The 18852-nt window shown below is 53.8% G+C and carries 18 protein-coding genes and 3 pseudogenes; 10 read left to right on the forward strand and 11 right to left on the reverse strand.

Annotation, left to right across the window (positions count from 1 at the left end; translation table 11 throughout):
- Window positions 1-25: 25 nt before the first annotated feature.
- The 4 genes from HX881_RS02110 (at window position 26) to HX881_RS02125 (ending at window position 3545) form a co-directional block, all read left to right on the forward strand.
- Window positions 26-895 carry a type 1 glutamine amidotransferase domain-containing protein gene (locus HX881_RS02110; protein WP_177082448.1) on the forward strand — a complete coding sequence of 290 codons (870 nt, stop codon included), beginning with the start codon at window positions 26-28 and terminating at the stop codon, window positions 893-895.
- 13 nt (window positions 896-908) lie between these two features.
- Window positions 909-1679 (forward strand): SDR family NAD(P)-dependent oxidoreductase, encoded by a 771-nt coding sequence (locus HX881_RS02115; RefSeq protein ID WP_177082450.1) that lies wholly within the window; start codon window positions 909-911, stop codon window positions 1677-1679.
- A 119-nt stretch (window positions 1680-1798) separates the two neighbouring features.
- A complete protein-coding gene (locus tag HX881_RS02120; protein WP_177082452.1) occupies window positions 1799-2245 on the forward strand; it encodes a winged helix-turn-helix transcriptional regulator in 447 nt (148 codons plus the stop codon).
- A 154-nt stretch (window positions 2246-2399) separates the two neighbouring features.
- Window positions 2400-3545 (forward strand): hypothetical protein, encoded by a 1146-nt coding sequence (locus HX881_RS02125; RefSeq protein WP_177082453.1) that lies wholly within the window; start codon window positions 2400-2402, stop codon window positions 3543-3545.
- A gap of 394 nt (window positions 3546-3939) precedes the next feature.
- Here the strand turns inward: HX881_RS02125 and HX881_RS02130 are convergent.
- Window positions 3940-4389 (reverse strand): annotated as a pseudogene (locus tag HX881_RS02130) (plasmid pRiA4b ORF-3 family protein); the annotation flags it as partial.
- 6 nt (window positions 4390-4395) lie between these two features.
- Here HX881_RS02130 and HX881_RS02135 point away from each other — a divergent pair.
- From HX881_RS02135 to HX881_RS02150, 4 genes and pseudogenes are all read left to right on the forward strand, one after another.
- Window positions 4396-4573, forward strand: a pseudogene (locus HX881_RS02135) (IS66 family transposase); the annotation flags it as partial.
- A gap of 370 nt (window positions 4574-4943) precedes the next feature.
- Window positions 4944-5801 carry a DUF5677 domain-containing protein gene (locus HX881_RS02140; RefSeq protein ID WP_177082455.1) on the forward strand — a complete coding sequence of 286 codons (858 nt, stop codon included), beginning with the start codon at window positions 4944-4946 and terminating at the stop codon, window positions 5799-5801.
- A gap of 49 nt (window positions 5802-5850) precedes the next feature.
- Window positions 5851-6237, forward strand: a complete 387-nt coding sequence (locus HX881_RS02145; protein WP_177082457.1) for a hypothetical protein — start codon at window positions 5851-5853, stop codon at window positions 6235-6237.
- Between the two features lie 14 nt (window positions 6238-6251).
- Window positions 6252-7100, forward strand: coding sequence for a hypothetical protein (locus tag HX881_RS02150; RefSeq protein ID WP_177082459.1), 849 nt, complete (start codon window positions 6252-6254; stop codon window positions 7098-7100).
- 69 nt (window positions 7101-7169) lie between these two features.
- Here the strand turns inward: HX881_RS02150 and HX881_RS02155 are convergent, their stop codons facing one another.
- The 5 genes and pseudogenes from HX881_RS02155 to HX881_RS02175 form a co-directional block, all read right to left on the reverse strand.
- On the reverse strand, window positions 7170-7343 hold the full coding sequence (locus HX881_RS02155) for a transposase (RefSeq protein ID WP_177082461.1): 174 nt from the start codon (window positions 7341-7343) through the stop codon (window positions 7170-7172).
- 167 nt (window positions 7344-7510) lie between these two features.
- Window positions 7511-7612 (reverse strand): annotated as a pseudogene (locus HX881_RS02160) (IS5/IS1182 family transposase); the annotation flags it as partial.
- A 1-nt stretch (window position 7613) separates the two neighbouring features.
- Window positions 7614-7838 (reverse strand): tetratricopeptide repeat protein, encoded by a 225-nt coding sequence (locus tag HX881_RS33050; protein ID WP_177082463.1) that lies wholly within the window; start codon window positions 7836-7838, stop codon window positions 7614-7616.
- Between the two features lie 310 nt (window positions 7839-8148).
- Entirely contained in the window at window positions 8149-10182 is a 2034-nt protein-coding gene (locus HX881_RS02170; RefSeq protein ID WP_177082465.1) for a hypothetical protein, read from the reverse strand.
- 174 nt (window positions 10183-10356) lie between these two features.
- A complete protein-coding gene (locus HX881_RS02175) occupies window positions 10357-10575 on the reverse strand; it encodes an antitoxin Xre/MbcA/ParS toxin-binding domain-containing protein (RefSeq protein ID WP_177082467.1) in 219 nt (72 codons plus the stop codon).
- 416 nt (window positions 10576-10991) lie between these two features.
- Here HX881_RS02175 and HX881_RS02180 point away from each other — a divergent pair, with 416 nt between their 5' ends.
- The gene (locus HX881_RS02180) at window positions 10992-12593 is read left to right on the forward strand and encodes a hypothetical protein (protein WP_177082469.1); all 1602 of its coding nucleotides are present in this window, start codon (window positions 10992-10994) and stop codon (window positions 12591-12593) included.
- Between the two features lie 58 nt (window positions 12594-12651).
- Here HX881_RS02180 and HX881_RS02185 read toward each other — a convergent pair whose 3' ends face one another.
- The 5 genes from HX881_RS02185 to HX881_RS02200 form a co-directional block, all read right to left on the reverse strand.
- Complete coding sequence (locus HX881_RS02185; protein WP_177082471.1) at window positions 12652-13743, reverse strand: DUF3800 domain-containing protein; 1092 nt, start codon at window positions 13741-13743, stop codon at window positions 12652-12654.
- A gap of 1049 nt (window positions 13744-14792) precedes the next feature.
- Window positions 14793-15662 carry a DUF6035 family protein gene (locus tag HX881_RS32705; RefSeq protein WP_484573273.1) on the reverse strand — a complete coding sequence of 290 codons (870 nt, stop codon included), beginning with the start codon at window positions 15660-15662 and terminating at the stop codon, window positions 14793-14795.
- Complete coding sequence (locus HX881_RS32710) at window positions 15626-16159, reverse strand: DUF7830 domain-containing protein (protein ID WP_246356427.1); 534 nt, start codon at window positions 16157-16159, stop codon at window positions 15626-15628. Before HX881_RS32710 ends, HX881_RS32705 begins: the two co-directional genes overlap by 37 nt.
- A 114-nt stretch (window positions 16160-16273) precedes the next feature.
- Window positions 16274-17109 (reverse strand): IS5 family transposase gene (locus HX881_RS02195; protein ID WP_425503433.1). Its coding sequence is split into 2 segments (ribosomal slippage): window positions 16274-16762 and window positions 16765-17109, totalling 834 coding nucleotides; the frame shifts between segments, so codons are not numbered across the junction.
- A gap of 256 nt (window positions 17110-17365) precedes the next feature.
- Window positions 17366-17659: a hypothetical protein gene (locus HX881_RS02200; RefSeq protein ID WP_177082475.1), complete on the reverse strand. Its 294-nt coding sequence runs from the start codon at window positions 17657-17659 to the stop codon at window positions 17366-17368.
- Between the two features lie 397 nt (window positions 17660-18056).
- Between HX881_RS02200 and HX881_RS02205 the strand changes: the two genes are divergently transcribed.
- Window positions 18057-18818, forward strand: coding sequence for a hypothetical protein (locus tag HX881_RS02205; protein ID WP_177082477.1), 762 nt, complete (start codon window positions 18057-18059; stop codon window positions 18816-18818).
- The last annotated feature ends 34 nt before the right edge of the window (window positions 18819-18852 follow it).

The following is an 18852-nucleotide window of genomic DNA, read 5'->3' on the forward strand; positions in this document are numbered from 1 at the left end:
TGAACCGAATCTCCTGGAGTCCTTGATGAACATCGTGAAAACAGTCAGCGCCGTGCTCGGCGTATTCCTCTCTGTCTCCGCGTCCCTGCATGCCGAGCCGGCAGCCCCGCGAAAGGTGCTGGTGGTGATGTCGGGCGCCGATCATCTGTCCCTGCGCGAGGGTGGCCGCTATAAAACCGGCTACTTCCTGAATGAACTGGCGGTACCGCTCAAGCAACTTATCGATCACGGTTATGTGCCTGTCTTTGCCAGTCCTGACGGCAAGACACCGGTAATGGATGAAAACTCCAATAATCCGATGTTCTTTGCGGGCGACGAGACGAAACGTCAGGAAGCACTGACGCTGGTCAGGTCCCAGCAAGGGCTTGGACACCCGCAGAAGCTGAGCACGGTCCTCAAGGAGGGAGTGGACGGATTTGCCGGGGTATTCATTCCCGGTGGCCATGCGCCGATGGAGGATCTTTCCAGGGACAAGACGCTCGGTCATATCCTGATGGCTTTCCATGAGGAACAGAAACCCACCGGGATCATCTGCCATGGCCCGGTAGCGCTGCTCTCTGCGCTGCCTGACCCCGAAGCGTTCCAACAGGCGATCATCGACGGTGACACCACCCATCAAGCGAAACTGATAAAGGGTTGGTCGTACTCGGGCTATCGGCTTACCGCCTTTTCGACTGCAGAAGAACAGCAGATTGAAGGTGCCGGTAAACAGCTGGGCGGCAGCGTGCGCTTTTATGCCGCCGATGCGCTGGCCAAGGCCGGGGCACGGGTGGAAACAGGCGAGGCGTGGAAGAGCAAGGTCGTGGTGGACAGAGAACTGGTCACCGGCCAGCAGCCTTTTTCCGACGAAAGCTTTGGCCGGGCGTTCATTGCCAGGCTTGAACAATCGAAGTGAGAGGTAGATACCCATGGAGCTGAAAGGCAAGACGGCATTCATTACCGGTGGCAACAGTGGCATCGGCCTGGCGACCGCGCGTCTTTTCGTCAGCGAAGGCGCCAGGGTGGTTATCACCGGGCGCAATCCACTGACCCTTGAGGCGGCGCTCGAGGAGCTCGGACCGCAGGCGATGGCGATCAATCTCGACGTGACCGACATTGCCGCCATCGAGCGCGCGGTCCAGTCTGCTGTCGACACGTTTGGCCGGCTGGACGTGGTGTTCGCCAATGCGGGTATCTCGGGAACCTCGACGCTGGGCAAGACCACCATCGAGGCGTTTGAAGCGATGATGCAGAGCAACCTGACCAGCGTGTTCTTTACCGTGCAGGCGGCTGCCGAGTATCTCAATCCAGGCGCCTCGATCATCCTGAACGGGTCTGTACATGCCAAGGCCGGCGCGGTCGGCTTCGCCGCGTACGCCGCAACCAAAGGTGCCGTCCGATCGATGACGCGCGTGCTGGCTTCCGAGCTTGCGCCACGGGGCATACGCGTCAACCAGGTCACTCCGGGGGCTGCCCGGACGCCCATCTGGGATGCGGTCGCGAGTACCCCGGAGAGCATGGCTGTTCTGGAGGCGCGGCTGCTGCGCAAGATCCCGCTGGGGAGGTTGGGGGAGGCGGAGGAGGTTGCCCGAGGCGTTCTTTTTCTGGCCGGCAGCGCTTCCTCGAACGTCACAGGCCAGGAACTGGTGATCGACGGCGGTGCAACCGGCGCGCCCTGTGGGGCGCCGGTTTATCGCTGAAGCAGGGCACGCCTGGCGTCCAGCTTGCACAATCGATACGCTGGTTTTATTGTGAAACCTATTTCTAACGGCAGTTGATGGATAACCCGTTGATTGTCCGACTCTATTTAGGTTGATCCGTGAAGCGAAAAAGTCTTGAAGACTCGCCCTGTGCCATAGCCAGGGCCCTCGATACGATTGGTGATTGGTGGACGCTGCTGATCCTGCGCGATGCGTTCGAAGGCTCCACGCGTTTCAACGAGTTTCAAAAAAGCCTTTCGATCCCGAAGAACATCCTTTCCATCAGGCTCAAGGCGCTGGTGGCGCGCGAGATTCTCGAGGCCGTTCCCGCGCCAGATGGCGGCAATTATCAGGAGTACGTACTGACGGCCCTGGGGCGCGACCTCTTTCATGTGATGGTTGCCCTGAGGCAGTGGGGCGAGCGCAACCTTTTCGCCGAGGGGGAAGGGCCGGTCGCCACGCTGGTGGACCGTGTCCGGGGACGTCCAGTCGCGCCATTGCAATTACATTCTGATGATGGTCGGCCGCTTGAGTTGGCCGATACATTGGTTGCCTACTCAAAATAAACGGGTGGTACCCGGTAGTCGCAAAGATAACTCAACTAAATAGGCATTTAGTTGAGTTATCTGGCAAGTCTGTTTGAAATGGCACTCACTCGCTACTAGCCTCATATCCCGCGAATGATGTTTTCATCTTGCTGGTGGCTATAGGGAAGTGCCCATGACTCTGTCCATTATGCGTGACTCGCAGGCAATCGCGATCAGTGAAGTTCAGCATGCAAAGATTGGCGCTGGTGAGTGCCTGACATTTTCCTCGACGGCAGGTGTCGTTTCCCGGGTACAAGTTGTCTTTTCACCCCAGGACAGAGCGGGCTCTCCGGTATGCGTAAAGGACTATGGACAGACCAGGAACGACGCCGCCGTCGTGCCGGCAGACCATGAAAGCGCGCCACAGCCAGGTGGAGAGACGCTGTCGTTCTACTGGAGCAACAGCGGACGCGTGGCCGTCACCTTGTATGTTCGTGTCGCCGGCCAGACTGAAACGGTGTCCCTGGTCTACTGGATTCATGAGCCCGATGTGAGAATGCGGGCCATCATCGGCTCAACCACGCTGAGCGTGAGTTCAGTGGGAGGAAGAGCTGACGACAGAGACGAGGATACGCTTCAGTTCGAACTTGGAAGCGGCATCGGGAAGCCCGGCATAGCGTTCAAAGCCAGGATTAACTTTGGTGGCGCCCCGGTTGCTTTCGATGGGGAAATCAAAATGTTGCAGACATTCGAAGCCAACCGGCGGAAGAACAATACTGCGACAGGTGAAAGCGAAATCTACGAATACGACAAGCCCGCGTTGGACCAGGCGCTTTGTTACAGGCACACATGCGGTGGTACGGATTATGGCGAACAACCGGCAGTCGCCGGCCAGATCAATCTGGAGACCGAAGACTCCCCAGGGTCGAAGCTGGGCCGTCGTGGACAGTTTCATGCTGGCGGGATAACGAGGGAGCCATATTTCACCACCGCCAGCGCGGACGAACTTTACTCGATGTTCCTGATGTATCGCCCCAAAGGTGGAATCTGGGTCGCCATCGGTCAGATCAACTGGAGATGGGCTGGCAAGGTTGAGATCACGGTAGTTCCTGTGGATCAGGCCGTGAATGACACACTCAGCGTCATGACCGGGAACCAGGGAAAGAACGGACGGTTGCGCTGGACGCTGACCGACCTGGGTTCGTCTTGCACCAACCGTAGCACCGTGCAGAGCCGACTCCCGGTGTGGGAAAAACCAGACAATGCGATCGAGCAGGATTTCGATGACGATGACTCGGGGTCGGATGAAGATGCATCCAGTTCAAGCTCGGGCGAATGAACAGCACATTGAGGCTGGGCGCAGCATGGTTGTCCATAAGGGGTGACCAGGCTTGAAATCCTGCCTGGGGTGGCTGGTGTGTGGGTATCTGTGACTACGCATAATGTATATTATGTTAAATTGTGTATTATGATGGCGAGTCCTTGAATTGTCACCTGTACCTGAAAACCGGGATTTGCCTTGAATTACCAGAATCATCCCAAATCAAGGCCTTGCATTCCCTTCCTTCGCACCTTTCGAGCTTTCAGGGGTTCCGGCGTCCAAATCCTGCAGAACTGAAAACCAGAATCCCAATCTCTCCAGCCCGCCGGTTACTTCACTGCGATCAGCGCCAACAACCATTCTAGTAGACCGCCGAACGTTCGTAAGCGTCCGAGCTACACCATCTTGCAACTCAAACCTTGATCCTCTTAAGCCACTGATTCACACGCTCGCAGTTAAATGCCGCCGGCTCAAATATTTCGCCGTACCAGCCCACCATGTCGTCGTGTTCCGGATGCCCAGGGTCTGCCATGACCTCTCGAAACTCCTCATATCCCGGCACCCCACCCACGTCTTCCGGTGGGCAAGCATTGGCACCTTCAATGCAATACGGCAGTTGAGGGGCTGTGAGCGCAGGTAGCCTTTTCTCGACTTTGATTCGGTGATCCCAGCTGTCACCAAAGTCGTAGAGGTAGTCAAACGTCTTTTTACCGAACAGCGCTTTGACCAATGTCTTGCGAGCTTCTGGATTCACCGGCGGCCCCCAGCCATCAGGATCGGGCATCCCGTATTTCTCACCTGCTATTTCAAACTCATGCAGATGACTGTCGCTCCAGCCCATCACGACCTGAATCACGTGATGATGCAAATTATCAAAACACTGTATGACTGGATGTTGGCTCGGCGCGATCTAGTGCCCAACGGATCAGCCATGGCCAAAGCAATCGATTACACATCCATCGACAACAATCAGATCGAGTACTAAACACGGCCACGGGCGCTCCAACTGGTTGTTTGCCGGATCGCTGCGAAGCGGTAAACGGGCGTAAGCGTCCGGCGAACTCACTTTCCGAACTCCAGCTTTAAGGGCGATGATATCCGCGTATTTTTAAGCGGACGCGATCGTCCTTATCGCCAGGATTTCAATGCGCCAACGAAGCTCTCATCCGAAACAGTTAAAAGCCCAGGTCGTTCAGGAATGCCTGCAACCTGGCGCATCCATTTCCAGTGTCGCCATCATTCCAGATGTCAGCAGAGCGGGTGAATATTTATTTGCTTTGGGGGATGCGGGGCTGAGTCCGATAGATAGTCGGAGAATGCGAAGATCCTTACCTTTCGAATCCCGCAGATTGAGTTTCGCGGTAGATCATGTCTAGCCTAAACTCATGTGCTTTGGAGCATTTCAGGGAAACGCGAATGCAGTACCATCGAGCGGAAGAGCTGGAAAGGGAGTTCGAAGTCTTGATTGGACTGATGGCAGAGATGATCACAGCCCAGGCAGAGAAGTACGACCCGACAGCCGACACCCCGACGTGGATGTTCAGTCAGCATGATTTAGCCAAGAAGCTTTTTCGGCACATGTGCTCGGTGCGTACCCTTTTAGAGCCCTCGCCATTTCGTAACGAGACCATCCCGCCTTACAGTTTCATCGATCATTCATCAATGGCAGTGCTGACGCGCTCTGCGCTCGAAAACTATCTGGTGATGACTTGGCTTCTCAGCGGCAGCAATGAGTCGTTGCGAGCGTTCAGACATAACGTTTGGGAGTACTGCGGCTGGAAGAAGCGAAGCAAGATGGCTGCGACCACTGGTGATACGCGGGAGGCCCGCGAGAACGCTGAATCGTACGCAGCAGTACTTTGGCCTGCTATTCATGGCTCGTCGCACTACCAAGGATACACAGCCGCGCAGCAAGATCGCCTCCGCAAAGGAAGTTGGGATGTAGGATGGCATTGGAACGATCTGGCCATGGACGCAGGGCTACACAAAACCTACTTCACCTCCTACTACCCTTTCCTCAGCGGCCATGCACACAGCGATTTCATCGGTGCAATGCAGAGTAGCCAAGCGATTTACCTCGCTGATCAGTACATGCTTGGGTCGGGAAATCTGCAGGTGATCCTGATGTTGATAGGGCATTTCGCTCATCACTATGCGAGCCTATTTCCTCCAGCCAACGAGGTATTAGTCAGCGCCGGAGCCGCCCGAGAAACTGCTGAAAAGTGGAATTTCCGGGCAGAAGACATGGATTTCCTCTATCAGCCAGAACCCTGATCAGGGCTGACTAACCGCAGAACATGGCGCCCCATCTGGCGATGCGCTGATGGATCGTAAGCATACGCCCAACTCTCTTTGCGAAAGTCAGGCCGGCATCCTCGCCATCAAACATGGGATCAACGTCAATGTTATCCCCAAATGGCTGCGGCTCTATAGAGACCAGCCTGCAACACCTTCGCCGGCATTTGTCCCGTTGAAGGCAGCACCTAAACGGCCCGCCGAAGCATCAGTGATCATCAAGTTACCAATGGCCGGACAATTGATCACAGTGAAGTGGCCAGCCTCGGATTCTGAAGACTGCGCACAATTCATTCGGATCGTCGCTCGATGGCGGAGCCTGCTTTCTCCCGTCTTTTCGGTGGCCAGAGTCTATGCAAATTTGAGACAGAATGGCGAGCGCCTGTGCGATTATTCCGCTCACATCTTGATCTGAGTGAGGGACTAGCCGTGTCAGGGATAAAGCTGCCAACGGAGTCATGGCTTGAAGGAATCAACGAGACATTGGCCAAGGAGGGATTGATCCCTGAGCGTCGCCCGATCGAGGCCTTGCGCAGGTGGTGCATTGAGTCTCAGCAAAGCCTGGCATTCGGCGGTGAGGCAACCAAAGTCATAGGCGAGTGGTTCAGTCGGAACACCACCTATGGGTTACACGTCCGCCAGCCTTTCGGCAGGGCCGCGTTCTACTGGGACATGGCCTTCGTAGAAGTCACAATGCCTCTGGTCTATGGCCGTCCACAGATCTTCCCTCTGGAGCAGTTCAGGAACGTACCTCCTTATCTGGTTCAGCGCCTGGCCAGCTCCACTGACTCGCTTGAAGCCTACCTACAGCACTTCAGCAACGCCTATGGCGTCTTTGTGATGGAGGAGAACATCAGGCGCCTCGATGAGGCTAACCCATCAGCTGTAGGCCAGTTCGTGATGGCAGCCTCCCGGCAGCTCTCCAGCGCAACTGCGGCACTTCTTAGCTCTCCTCCCAGTGCGAAGGCCCTGGAGGATTCACGTCTAGCTGTGGAGATATCCATCAAGGCTATTCTCATCCTAAAGTTGGGGCATACAGACGCGACGCTTCAGAAGCAGTTCAGCCACCGGCTTGTACCGCTGAGGACGGAGCTCCTGAAGGTCAAGCCAAACCCAGGCTTCACCGAGGCAGAACTCTCGATCTACCCAGAGGTCTCTGCGCGCTACGGTGACCTCCCGAATGATCGGGCGAACCTATGGAAAGGCTATGAGCTGGCGATTCGTGTCGTTGCGATGAGCTTTGAAATCATCGAGAGCGAGCTGCTGGCCAGGCAGTAATGCCAACGTCGCTACTATGGACACGAAGTGGCCGCCTACACTGGCCCGCGTAGGCGCTCATGGAGTAGCTCATTCCGTAAGTGGCGCGACGGGTTTATCACGGTAAATCGGGAGCCACTTGCGAATCACGTTGGCATTGATGCCGTGGCTGATGGCAACGTTGGAAACTGAGGCACCGGGTTTCAGGCATTCCTGCACGACCTGGGCCTTGAAGGGTTTGGGATAGGAGCTTCGTTGACGCATGGAAATCCTGGCGATAAGGGTGATCGCGTCCGCTTAAAAATAGGCGGACACCATCGCCCTTAATTCCGGATTTCTGAAGGTGTGTTCGCTGGCCGCTTACTCTTAGGCCCTCTAATAGCTCAGTAAATCTATGACCTGAATTGGATGCCTCTTTAGTTTTTGACCGGAATGATGTTGCGTTGCCGGTATTTCGGGCGGTCAAACAGCCTGGGTAAGCCGGGCTTGGGCTTGCGCTTCATCGAGCGCAGCGGAATTACAGGCTGCACACGGCTACTCTGCCTTGAACCGCTTAACCACTGAAGCCAGCCTACGTTTAACGCCAATTTTTGGATTCAAAGCCAGCGCCTCCTCATAGGCCTGGACTGCTTCGGGGTACTGGCCTAGCTGCTCGTGCGCAAGCCCCTGGACTTTGAGCGCTGTGGGCTTCCAGGCAGGGTTTTCGTCTGCGCCGAGCGAGCGGCTTGCTGCACAGCGGCTAAGAAGTGTTCGTTCCACTCATCCTGAGCAAATCGAGCCCTACCCTGGTCGGATCCGCAACCAAGGCCTATTCACGCCCGTTGCTCCATTCTTATCTTGGAAAGACCCAGAATGATAAGAACAAGAAGGAGCGTATGCCATTCCCGAAGCGCAGATCTGTGCCGAGCATAAGCGAACATGCTCGGCACTTGCCTGTTTATTAACCTGGCAATTTGAAAGGGCAACAAATATTGCGGAGCTATATTTTATAATCATATGAATTTCTAGGGGTTTCATATGATGGCGAGCGATGTATTTAATTGCCGGGTTAATACAATCCTATGGCTATCTAATCTAATTTTCTCAGGATATCCGACAGCGCCTCTCCGTCCAGGTCTTTCCTTCTAAAGTTGTAGATCGCAGCTGCTGCCTCCACCGAAAGCCGCTCTATCCTCCCAGTGACCTCATAGTACTGTTGAGCAATTTTTATCTGAGGAGGGGCGGACAAATATTTAATGAAGTCGGATACTTTTGGTGAGGATCCTTCCCAGATACGCTTGAGATCTTCTCGGGCTTGGGGGCCCTTGCCGTCCAACCGCCCAACAGTCACTCCGAGAGTAGGCGATGAGAAGAACCTGCTCAGAATGGAGTCATCAATAACGTATATGCCTTCAACTTCACCCATCGAGTAAGGTAAGGCGTTTAGTATGCTGAATATTGGCTTCTTCCCTACGGCTTCTGGGAAGTCTTTAGTTAAGATGTCAGGGTAGTCATTCAATCCTCTTCGAAGGCGCTCGACCTGCTTGACATGCTCATCCATCTCTTCGTTAAAACGGTGGATTAGAATAGGATTGCTCATTGGAATGCTGCGATTTTTGCATTCAATAAAGAAAACGTATTCTTCCCAAGTGAATGCTACATCGTAATCAAATTCGTGTTCATTATTTTCTCCGCGCCTAACCTTGAGTGTGCGCGCCTCGAATCCATGGTCGCGTAACATTCTAATTGTCGCCCGCTCAAAAGCTTTACCTTTTTCTTCGAAGCCCACTCCTTCAATGGATAAAGCAGAAAGCATTGTTTTAGTAAGGTCGGAAAGAAATAACGAGCATCCAAATAAGAGATAATTTCCGTCGAGTGTCTTGATCAGTGGTTGGTCGTAAAGGTCTTTGCTCCCAATGCCAAATGTGGCTTTGTCGATGAATATCATTGCGACTTGAGAGGTTAGCCCGTAACGCTGAAGCTGTTGGGTTAAGCGATCAAGGGGAACTATTGGGAAATAGGTATTTTGCTCTTTTTCTAGCTCAACGATTAGTAACCTCAGTACCGCGTATCCTCGTAGCCTTTCCGACAGTAATAAGCCTCCTGCAAGACTGTTGAGTTTTTCGATTTTTGTGAAATGGCTCAAGGCAAATGCAGAAAATGCCTCATCAAAGGATACATACCCTTGGGGAGGAAGTGGTTCATTCTCTCGGGGACTCTTGAATGCCTGGGCAGCATTGGTCTCTATAAATAGCTTTAAAATATTTTGTTGGACGATCGTGTCGAATCGCTCGTTCGCCAAAACATCAAACTGCTCTGCTGAGATCTTTGGTTGGAATGCGAAGACTGTATTTACTTCTGGTGCGCGCGATTTGATATCTTTGCACCATGCAGGAAGGTCTTGAGAGTATTGCTCCAATTTTCCGCCTAGATAGCGGATGCGCTCATCAATATCTTTCCAAAGACGCCATGTGTGGGCATTAAATACGTTCGCGTCCACCGCTTTAATGATGCTTTCAGATACAGGCACCAATGCAGGTAGCACCATTCGTTTTTTATCATCGAACCATTTGTTCCCATAGGCTTCTAGCATCAGCACGTCGCCACCGGCGATCGATAATCCGTGTATAAGAGCATGGAGGTCGTAGGAGTTGCCGTTTGCGTCCTTCAAATTGCGATCTGGCCCCATCACGCCTGCGCTCGCTTCAGCCTTCGTATCAACATCCTGAAGCGCTGTCCTGATCACGTTATTTAATGCAGCAAACATCCCTGAAATTCGCTGTTCCGGAGAAAATTGTGCGGAAGCCATTTGAGGGACAACGGAGTGAATGTGCACATAGCCAGCATCAATTTTTAGAAGCTCTACGCGCATCTTTTCTATTAAGTCTTTCGCTGAGGCTATGCCACGCCCCTCGTAGTACTCTCCAAGATCGTCAAGATATTTGTCTCTCTTTAATCCATCGTCGCCTGGCCTTCTTCGTACAATGGTATCGGCATGGTACGACAGAAGAGCAAACTTCATGAAGGTTTCCTCTGTGGCCGGCAGAGGATCAAGGATTTTCTTGAGTTTTTTAAAATTTAGTTGGCGGATTGCTTCTGTTAGTTTTTCGTTGCTATCGGTCATGTAATATCCCTATATTGAATTAGCTGTCGTTTGAAGTGTTGAGTGCAGCCGGAGAACGGCTGGGGGCTGACCCAGTAAGGATTAACCTGCCCCGGCCCGAGCCTGGGCACCGGAGCTTGCCATTCATGGGCCGCTGGATCGGCCCAGCGGCCACATCGCAGTCCTGGCAGTCACTCAGGCCACAAACCCATGCTCTAGGCGCCTGATGAACTCGATGACAGTCTTAGCTTCCACGCTGGTGGTGACCATGCTGGCAGGAGCCTTTCCACCAAATGCTTTAACTGGGCGTGACATCCAGCGCAGGGCTGCATCAAGATTGCCACCAAAAAAACTCTTTGCTGCATCGAGCACTTCCAAATAACGGGCGTATTGATCAGGAGGCAAAGTGCTCACGAGTAAACTCCTTATGCGGTCGCTGTGAATGATCGCTGAGTCAGTATTTTCTAGCCGGCAGCGAGCTTAGGCAAGCTAGATCGATACTGCGCCGTCGCCATCCGTACACTGAACCGTCGACCGACCCTGGATGCCCTACCGCTCCTGAACCTGACCTAGGCCATCTCCCCTTTTCTTTTTGATCGACCACCGCGAAGCACGTAATCACCCTGAGTACCTTGCTCTAGATACGGTACTACTAGGCGCAAGCCATCGAGCTACGCGACATCTCGTTCCTGGCCTCCTCTGGAAGGTAACGCCGGCCAGTCGCGCTGTGCTCTAGGGCAAAAATTGCTTGCCCCCATGTATGTCTGTGAGTTTTTCGCTAAGCACATGTAATCTAGTCAGCTAAAAAATGGACGAGAAATAACCAAGCTATGACGGCTCCAACTCAAATTGACACCACCAGTTTGCTCACCATCCTGGGCGTTATCGCTGCCGTATGGGCGTTAATTTCCCCAACGAACAGGCTTCGACTTCGCTTCTGCACGATCTGGGGAGATTGGATTATTGGAGCCTCGGTCTTTCTGCTGATCCATTACTTGGTGTTCGCCCCTGCACTGAGGGAACTTGGGCTGTACTACAGCCTGGGGCCTTGGAAGTGGGGCCTCGACAGCTCAAGCGCGGTTTATCTGTTGCTGCTTTCGGTTGCTCTTTACTTCTTCTGGCGAACCCGGTTTCCTAAGCTCGTCCGAAGTAGAGTCCACGTTTTTCGTGAGTTGATCGAGAATTTGCATCTCACCAAGCGCTACGATGAGCTGGTACTGTTGGTCGAGCCCCAACTGCCGAAGCTCATCGCCCTGACACGACAGCAATCTTGGCTAGTCCGCTGGATTAATCACCTCGACACGTACAAGATCGACATGGCAGCGCTACTGAACGGGGAATCCCCTCAATGCCAATCCGGCGGGCGCAAGTACTGGCGTGATGTGTTGCAAAAAGTTAAGTCTTGGCGCGTGGCTCGGGACGAGGCTAGTACGCAAGCCCGGGAAATCCTGTTGAATCTTGTCACCTCACCTGAGCTAACCCATCACTTGGCGCAGGCCCACCCGCATTTTTGCCTCAAGCTCCTTGAAGCGGACGAGGCAATACGCTCCGACTTCATTGCACGTTACATTGATGCCCTCCTCCACTCGCCAGGAAGCCGACTCTACGTCGAACTGAAAAACAATCAAAACCTGAATGGCGGAAGCCGCTTGTACCTGCCGGAGAGCAATCGGCTTCTTCGCTTTTTCTTCGCTAATGCAGCCACGGCGGTGAAGATCGGCTTGGATTCTGCCATTGGTGACTCTGTACGCCGCCGATTGGATGAAGATAGACAACTGGTCGAAAAGCTCAACGAACCGCTGGGCTCTTACTATGAGACTGGTCGATTTCGCTGCCCGATCAATTCGGGCATCACGCTTTTTGAGATCATGGTGCATGAAGGCATCCATCAGGGTCTGCAAGACCATATGTGGCTGCACTACTTTGATGGGTTCGCCAAAGAGATCCTCAAGCAAATGGCTGGGCTACCCGACGAAGAAACCTACCTGGAATGGCCAACGCCTTTTCATTACCTCCTGTCTCGCCTAGTCAGCATCGCCACGGATTGGGCTGAGCAGTGTGCGTGCATGGATGATTCAGAAATCCCGCAGGCAACCCTTTCAGCCGATCATTTTGATCGCTATTACATCTCCAAAGAGGCCACGAAGGTGCTTGGCTCGATGGTGCAGGGCATCATCACTAGTGAAAAGCTGTCGGCGTCGTTCAAAAGGCAGTTGTTGGCAATCGCTATTCGCAGCCATGTAACACTCCAGGGCGATCCGAAGATTGCGGCCGTTGCATCGTCATTCCTCACCGCTGTAATCGACGGGGCCAGTTTGCCCACAACGGTTACCTACCGGCAGGAGCTTCGGAATATGCTTGGAGGACTGGATCATCGCTTACAGGGTGACGCCTTCGTTTTCGAAAGAGCATTGAATGCTTCACTACCTTGAAGCCCCGATGGATTAGGCGATCCCTGCTTCAGCGCGGAGGACATCTTGACTGAAAATATCATTTAGCATGGTGAACACGGGCAGTCGCGACGACTTGATTGAGGCCGTAACCTGTCCGCTCATCACCCTCATCGATGAGTCGCATCACGGCCTCACGCAGGTCACTCGATACTGGCGCACCGAGGTCTGTATCACGAAAGAAACGCATCACTGTGCCGGCAACAATATCAGCCAGTTGCACCCCAACTACCTCGTGCGACTGCGCAAATTCAATGCTGGCCTCTTCCTCGAACCGATAGTCAGAATGCGGCGTGTAAGGCAGATCCATGGTGGGGCTTAGATTTTCCGCTAGAAGCTTGCCCTGGAGCAGGATGTTCTCCACTTCCAATTGCTGATCGTGCACCAATCGAATACCCGACAGTCGGCGGCCGAAGTAGTTATTCATCCGAGCATAGATGTTCGAAAATGATGTCAGATTTGGCAGCATCCAGACCTGCTTCGCATGCTTGTTGAGGTCTGGAGGTGGAAGAAATCTTGACCAGGCCCCCGCGCCTTCATTACTTCGTTTGCGGTACTCGGCTTCTGCCTCCTGCACAATGTGGGCAATGCCTTGCGCAATTTGTATTGCCGATCCAGTAAGGCCAGGATTTGCCACCATGTCCTGTAGCACAGCGAATGATGCGCAAAGGGCTGCGTCACCTGGGGTCAGGCACGAGGCGACGAACGCATCCAGCACCCGCTCTGAAGCGTGAAAATACAGGAAGTCCGCCACTGTGTTCCTAATGAAGTGAAACTCCAGGGTTTCGGGGTAGCCAAGACACGGTGGTAAGAGTTGGAACGAGGTGATGCAGGTACAGATAAAAAATCGCTTATCGACCACCTCGACAAAGATCGGGGCCTGTCGGTCTAGCAAGGCGTGGATGACTTCAGCCGAGAATCTAGGCTTAGCGGTCAATGACTTGGATTTGAGTTCACCGTCAGGTATGCGATGGCGGCTTCTCAGTTCATTGATACGGCACTCCCAATCATCTCCGTCCTCAAGGCCAACGCCCGCCAATGCAAAGTAGGGCTGGCCTTGGAAGTCGTAAGCATTGCCGCTTTTTACCATGTCCCCACTGTGGCCGCTTTCATCAATGTAGATAGTGGTCATGTCTCATCGCTGCCTATGAAGTGATTCATATTCGGTTGTATACGCATTTTTTTTCGCGCGATTAAACCCAGTCTGGGTTGTACCATGCCTTTGGTTGGAATCTGCATCCGCAAAGGTGTAGACCACCTGGGTACTGGTAAACATTTCAGTGGTGTGAAATCGAATCATCCTAAGCGACACGCCTTCGGGGCCGGCGCCGATCCGACCGGTTTCGCACGGACGGCATACACCTAGGTGTGGGTGCAGAAGTGACCGCATCGGTAATGGGATCATGATCGCTAGGCGCGACAGAACGCAGCTGCAATGATCAGGTCTGACGGGAGATGCCCCCAGCGTAACCTGAATTTACAGCTGACATTAATCAAGCGACCTGGTCTGGTTTCTCTCGACTGCGTTATCGCTCCCTCGGTCGACCACGCAGGTCTTTCATGCCACGATTGGGCACCGAACAGCGAGCACGAAAAGAAATGGCTTTTAGCGATGATAACGGTGGTTTTGCATTTGCTTGCTCGGACGCAAAAATGTCAATTGGTGCGTCTACCTGGGCTACTCGTTTGAGTCAACTTGGCAGGGCCACAGGCGAGATACTGATCGTGACCCGAGGCCTGGCGGATATTGACTACATAACAACCATTCTGGATAAGCGTCCTCAGAATATCTGGATAGTGGCGCATTCTGACTGCATTGAAGCGGCCAGATCCCTGAAAGCAGCTAGGCCTTGGCTCCGGGTCGCGTTACACCCTCACATAGGGGCCAGAGTCGTGTTAGTCGCTCCCGAGACTGTCTGGGTCTCCAGCAGCGATTTTGGAAAGGCTGGAAAGCTTGAATCAGCAGTAGGCTTTCATTCGTCCACTCTGTATTCGAAAACCCGCTCGCAGCTGTTTGACAAAGCTTGGCGCGAAGCCCATGAGCTACCAAGCCTTCCGGATTTTGGGAAAGGTTGGTCGTAAAGCATGGGATATTTGCTGCGATGGCGTGAGACTTGCTTTAAGGAGCCGGTCGGCTCCTTTCTCATCGCTGGCATGAGTTCGGAGCGGGAAGCCCCGCCCTCACCATTCAGGCATGTTGATCAGGCGCTCCTTGAGCTCAGGCACCAAGAATGCGAACAGGCGATTGTATTGCCGATCGGGCCGATAAGCATCATCCCGATTTTGCAGTGCAGCGCGGATGATCCGGCGTCGCTTCGCCCAAGTCCCCTTCTTGTCTTGTTCGGCCAATAACTCGTTCTGTTCAAAGATTTCCAGCGTCCACCCGAACTGAAGCAAAAAAGGTTTGTAGGAATCGAAGGCCTGGTTGCTGACGTTTAGGAGACGCTCGAATCGATATCCGATCGGGCGACCATAACGCGCGCTCAGCACAATGGAGACAGCCCCTTGGAATGGATCTGTCCAATGGAAGTTCGGAAGCTTGATATCCGGGTATGCAATTGCCATACGCTCGCGTAGGTCGACCCAGCGTTCCCGGGACTGTGGCGTGTCCTCTCTGCCAAACTCCGTCCAGAAGGCGTGGAAGTCGCGGCGCAGCACGTCTGTGTTTACCGTGCTTTCCAATACCTCCCTTTGTGCTTGGTAGTCGTTATAGAACACAAGCTGCTTCTCCGGACTGAACGTCAGTTCGTCCAGAAACACTTCTGCTCTCTTCCACTCGTTGACTATGGTGCGACCGGTTAGATGGGGGACTGCGTACCAGCAATCAAATGCCATGCGTCCAGAGGCTTTGGATCGCGCTAGCGACTGATCGTTGACGATGAAGACGTTCAGATTGTTCAGGAAGAAAATGTCCTCCTCGGCAGTCTTGGTTGCGCCAGGATCAAAACTCTGGAATACCCAGATCATCGACCCGCCATTAGCTCGGTAAAACTCCCGACGCCCGACGATCTCGGTCAGAAACGTGGTAGAGAGCTGAACTTCAAACGCAATCCGCTCATTGCCTCTAGCGACTTGGACATCGGGCTTGCGCCAGGTGGCTCGGTCGGCGACTGCTTGACCTTTCCATACTTTCTCAACCTGGGGAGATCTGCAATCAAGCTGTCGCGAATGATCCCTTTAAGCCGGATGTGCGCTTGGCTCTCTTTCTGCGCGTTGTACTTGATCGCGGTGATCTGAGCTGGGCTGAGCGCTCCCTTGGTGGAAATGTCGCACGGAATGAGCCCTTCTATGGTCGGGTGATGGCGGAAGTGGAAGAAACGATGCTGTGTACGCACCAGCAAAAGAGCGGCCCCGCACAGCTGGCAAACCAGCCAAGGCTTATCTCTATCAAGTAAAAACCGAGAAGCCAGCTCCGCCCTATCCTGTATGACCAGGGACAATTCTCGGGTCAGGAAGCGGTTAATTTCTATGGATGCAGCACTGTCCAGATCCATGACATCTGTCAGCTTCATCTGCTCTGTGGGCTGAGCGTATTCCAAGGTGCGCACGAATTCCCCCATAAGCACTACACACGTTGCAGTGCTGTCCATGACCTGCGCTGATTTCTACATTCCTGGCTTCATGCCAGGGGCTTCCTGATTTTTTGAATACGGCCCTGTGGCCTAGGTTCTGTACGAAATGAGGTGTCGTAAACACCGCCGCCAGCAGGCCAATGTGACCATCGCTGCATAACTTGTTGCAAGCTTGCAGTAACGGGTCGCCAGGCGGCGGTGCTCCTTCAGCCAGCCAAACAGACGCTCAATGACGTTCCGCTCTCGATACTTGAGTTTGTCGAATAACCGCGGTAAGCCGGGCTTCGGTTTCCGCTTCATGACTCGATAAGGAATGACTGGCTGCATGCGATAGCGATCGCAGTATCGCCGCAGGTCTGCCACGAGCTTGCGGCATCGCTTGCGAGGTCTACCCCAGCCGGTGGGGACCTGGACACCATCGAGCAATGGTTGCGCATGAGAGATATCGCTAGCTTGTCCGCCAGATAGAGTGAAATGCAGTGGCACACCTCGGGCGTCGCAGACCATATGAATTTTCGTCGTTAACCCTGCCCGACTTCTTCCAAGTGCGTGATCCGCCGGCTCTTGCGCCCCCCTTTTTTGCCTGCTCCAGAGGCGGCCCACGTAGCTTTGACTGCTGTCGAGTCGATACACCACGTGTCCAGATCGATCAGCCCCTGCGAGTTGAGTTTGACGTGCATCCGCTTGAGCATCTTGTTGAAGATGCCCTGATTCCGCCAATCCCGAAATCGCTGATAAACCGTGGACCAAGGGCCGTATCGCTCGGGCATGTCTCGCCAGGTCGCGCCGGAGCAAAGCACCCAGAACACGCCATTGAGCATCACTCGATCATCGGCTCGTGGGCGCCCCGTGCGGCGGGGTGTGTTGAAGAGATCCGCGACTAACTCCCAGTCGACGTCGGAAATTTCGTATCGCTGTTTGGGCATGGCAGAGTCCTGCGCTGAAAAGGCCAGAACTCTACGGAAACTCAAGCAGGCTGGGGTGTTGGCAGAATTTCAAAGGTTTTCATACAGAGCCTAGGTCCATGAACATCAATCTATGAACAATTGCGTTCATTTCGGAACACTGAGCCGGTAATCTCGACCTCATGAGCTGCCTATGAACATCTGGCATCGCCCACTCAATTGGGATAACCGCGATTTCTGTTGAAAACATACTCTCCCCTCCCCCAAACGGCTCTTTTCAGGCGACATCAACCGACGAATACCCCTCCCGATCCGCCTCCAACGCCCTAACTTCAATCACCTTCCAAATATCGTACCCATCACGCAGCAACAGTGCTGCGCCCTGGATAAAGTGGGTCAGGTCTTCGTCATCAATCTTGCTCAGGTTCATGCAGGACAAGCTGTCGATCATGTCCTTGCCTGCCCGCAGTCGCTCACTGCCGTAGGCATGCAGATCCAGCACGGACGCACGGGAGTTGATCAGCAGGATATGGTGATTGGTGCAGGTCGGGGTAAGAGGCTGGTAGGTCATGTGAAACTCCATTGAGGTCTGGAGCTGCCACGTTCTGCGACCAAGCAAAGGGGGTGGCAGCTGTACGCAGGTTGGTCGACCGGGCCTCAATGACTCCCAGCACACCCGAAGGTGTCCCGCGCACAGCCGCCATAACACGAAATTCGGGGCGAAAAAAAACGCCCGCATTCGGATGGTGGCGCTTGTGCGCATTGAGGTGATCGGGCGACCAAGCCCGGTCGTTGAATTTGCAACGACAGTGAATGATAGGCATGGGAATGCAGTCGGTGCAACCGAACTGTGACCGTACGAGCGAGTGATGTCAAAAAGCCATTTAACTCGGCAGCCATGCTCGAATATGATTGCTCCACTGCCAAGGAACACCCATGAATCCATGGATCGTAGCGAAAGGACTCCAATGAGCGCTGAAGAAAAGATCGACGCAACTGCACCTGTCTTTGCCGCCAAAACCGCTGCGCGATTTCCCTGGGTACTCGCGTTGCCTTTTCTTGGCTTCATCGGCTATGCGGCGCCCTACGTCACCGGGCTGATTTACTGGCAGGATTACCTGCGTGGCCTGAACGTGCCTCCTGGACTGTTCGAGGTTGAAGCCCGGGACTATTTCGTTTATGCCTATGTGGCTCTGATCGAGACGCTCAGGAGTTGGGGCGGGTTCGTGCGCAATCCGTGGGTCTGGCTCACTATCATTGGCATTATCCTGGGGTTCAGTCTTGAGCTGGTGATCATCAAAAAACTCCAGTCCAGTACTCGGGTACAGTTGGCGGTCGAGCGATATACTCGGAACCGTTATGTGGCCCTTACCAGTGGCCTTGTTGTGCTTTCCACGGCAGTCACGACGGTATTGATGCTGATACCGCTCATCATCCTTCCTATCATTATCTTGCCCGCGATCATCGGCAATTACGGTGCCGATCAAACCCTGAAGCGTGAACGGGAGATATTTTCCAAGGGATGCGACCTCTCAGAACAGGCGAAAATGCATTGTTATGTGGTCAAGGAGGGGGAAAAAGTGATCGCGTCGGGTTTTCTGATAACGGCTTCAGGCACCAGGCTGGCCATTTATGAAAATGGTCGGCCCAAGGTTATTCCATTGAAGGATTACAGCATCGAGGCACTGGTTGCGGAGGAAAACAAGTCCGCTTCAGACCCGGCGCAGTGAGCGCCGAACATGGGCACCCTCACCCTCCTCAGTC

The organism is Pseudomonas gingeri, from assembly GCF_013386115.1.
Classification (GTDB): domain Bacteria; phylum Pseudomonadota; class Gammaproteobacteria; order Pseudomonadales; family Pseudomonadaceae; genus Aquipseudomonas; species Aquipseudomonas gingeri.

Excerpts from the sequence above, each read along its gene's own strand:
- HX881_RS02110 (WP_177082448.1), top strand. The coding sequence starts at position 26 with ATGAACATCGTGAAAACAGTCAGCGCCGTGCTCGGCGTATTCCTCTCT.
- HX881_RS02115 (WP_177082450.1), top strand. The coding sequence starts at position 909 with ATGGAGCTGAAAGGCAAGACGGCATTCATTACCGGTGGCAACAGTGGC.
- HX881_RS02125 (WP_177082453.1), top strand. The coding sequence starts at position 2,400 with ATGACTCTGTCCATTATGCGTGACTCGCAGGCAATCGCGATCAGTGAA.
- HX881_RS02140 (WP_177082455.1), top strand. The coding sequence starts at position 4,944 with ATGCAGTACCATCGAGCGGAAGAGCTGGAAAGGGAGTTCGAAGTCTTG.
- HX881_RS02145 (WP_177082457.1), top strand. The coding sequence starts at position 5,851 with ATGGATCGTAAGCATACGCCCAACTCTCTTTGCGAAAGTCAGGCCGGC.
- HX881_RS02155 (WP_177082461.1), bottom strand. The coding sequence starts at position 7,343 with ATGCGTCAACGAAGCTCCTATCCCAAACCCTTCAAGGCCCAGGTCGTG.
- HX881_RS02170 (WP_177082465.1), bottom strand. The coding sequence starts at position 10,182 with ATGACCGATAGCAACGAAAAACTAACAGAAGCAATCCGCCAACTAAAT.
- HX881_RS02180 (WP_177082469.1), top strand. The coding sequence starts at position 10,992 with ATGACGGCTCCAACTCAAATTGACACCACCAGTTTGCTCACCATCCTG.
- HX881_RS02185 (WP_177082471.1), bottom strand. The coding sequence starts at position 13,743 with ATGACCACTATCTACATTGATGAAAGCGGCCACAGTGGGGACATGGTA.
- HX881_RS02200 (WP_177082475.1), bottom strand. The coding sequence starts at position 17,659 with ATGACCTACCAGCCTCTTACCCCGACCTGCACCAATCACCATATCCTG.
- HX881_RS02205 (WP_177082477.1), top strand. The coding sequence starts at position 18,057 with ATGAGCGCTGAAGAAAAGATCGACGCAACTGCACCTGTCTTTGCCGCC.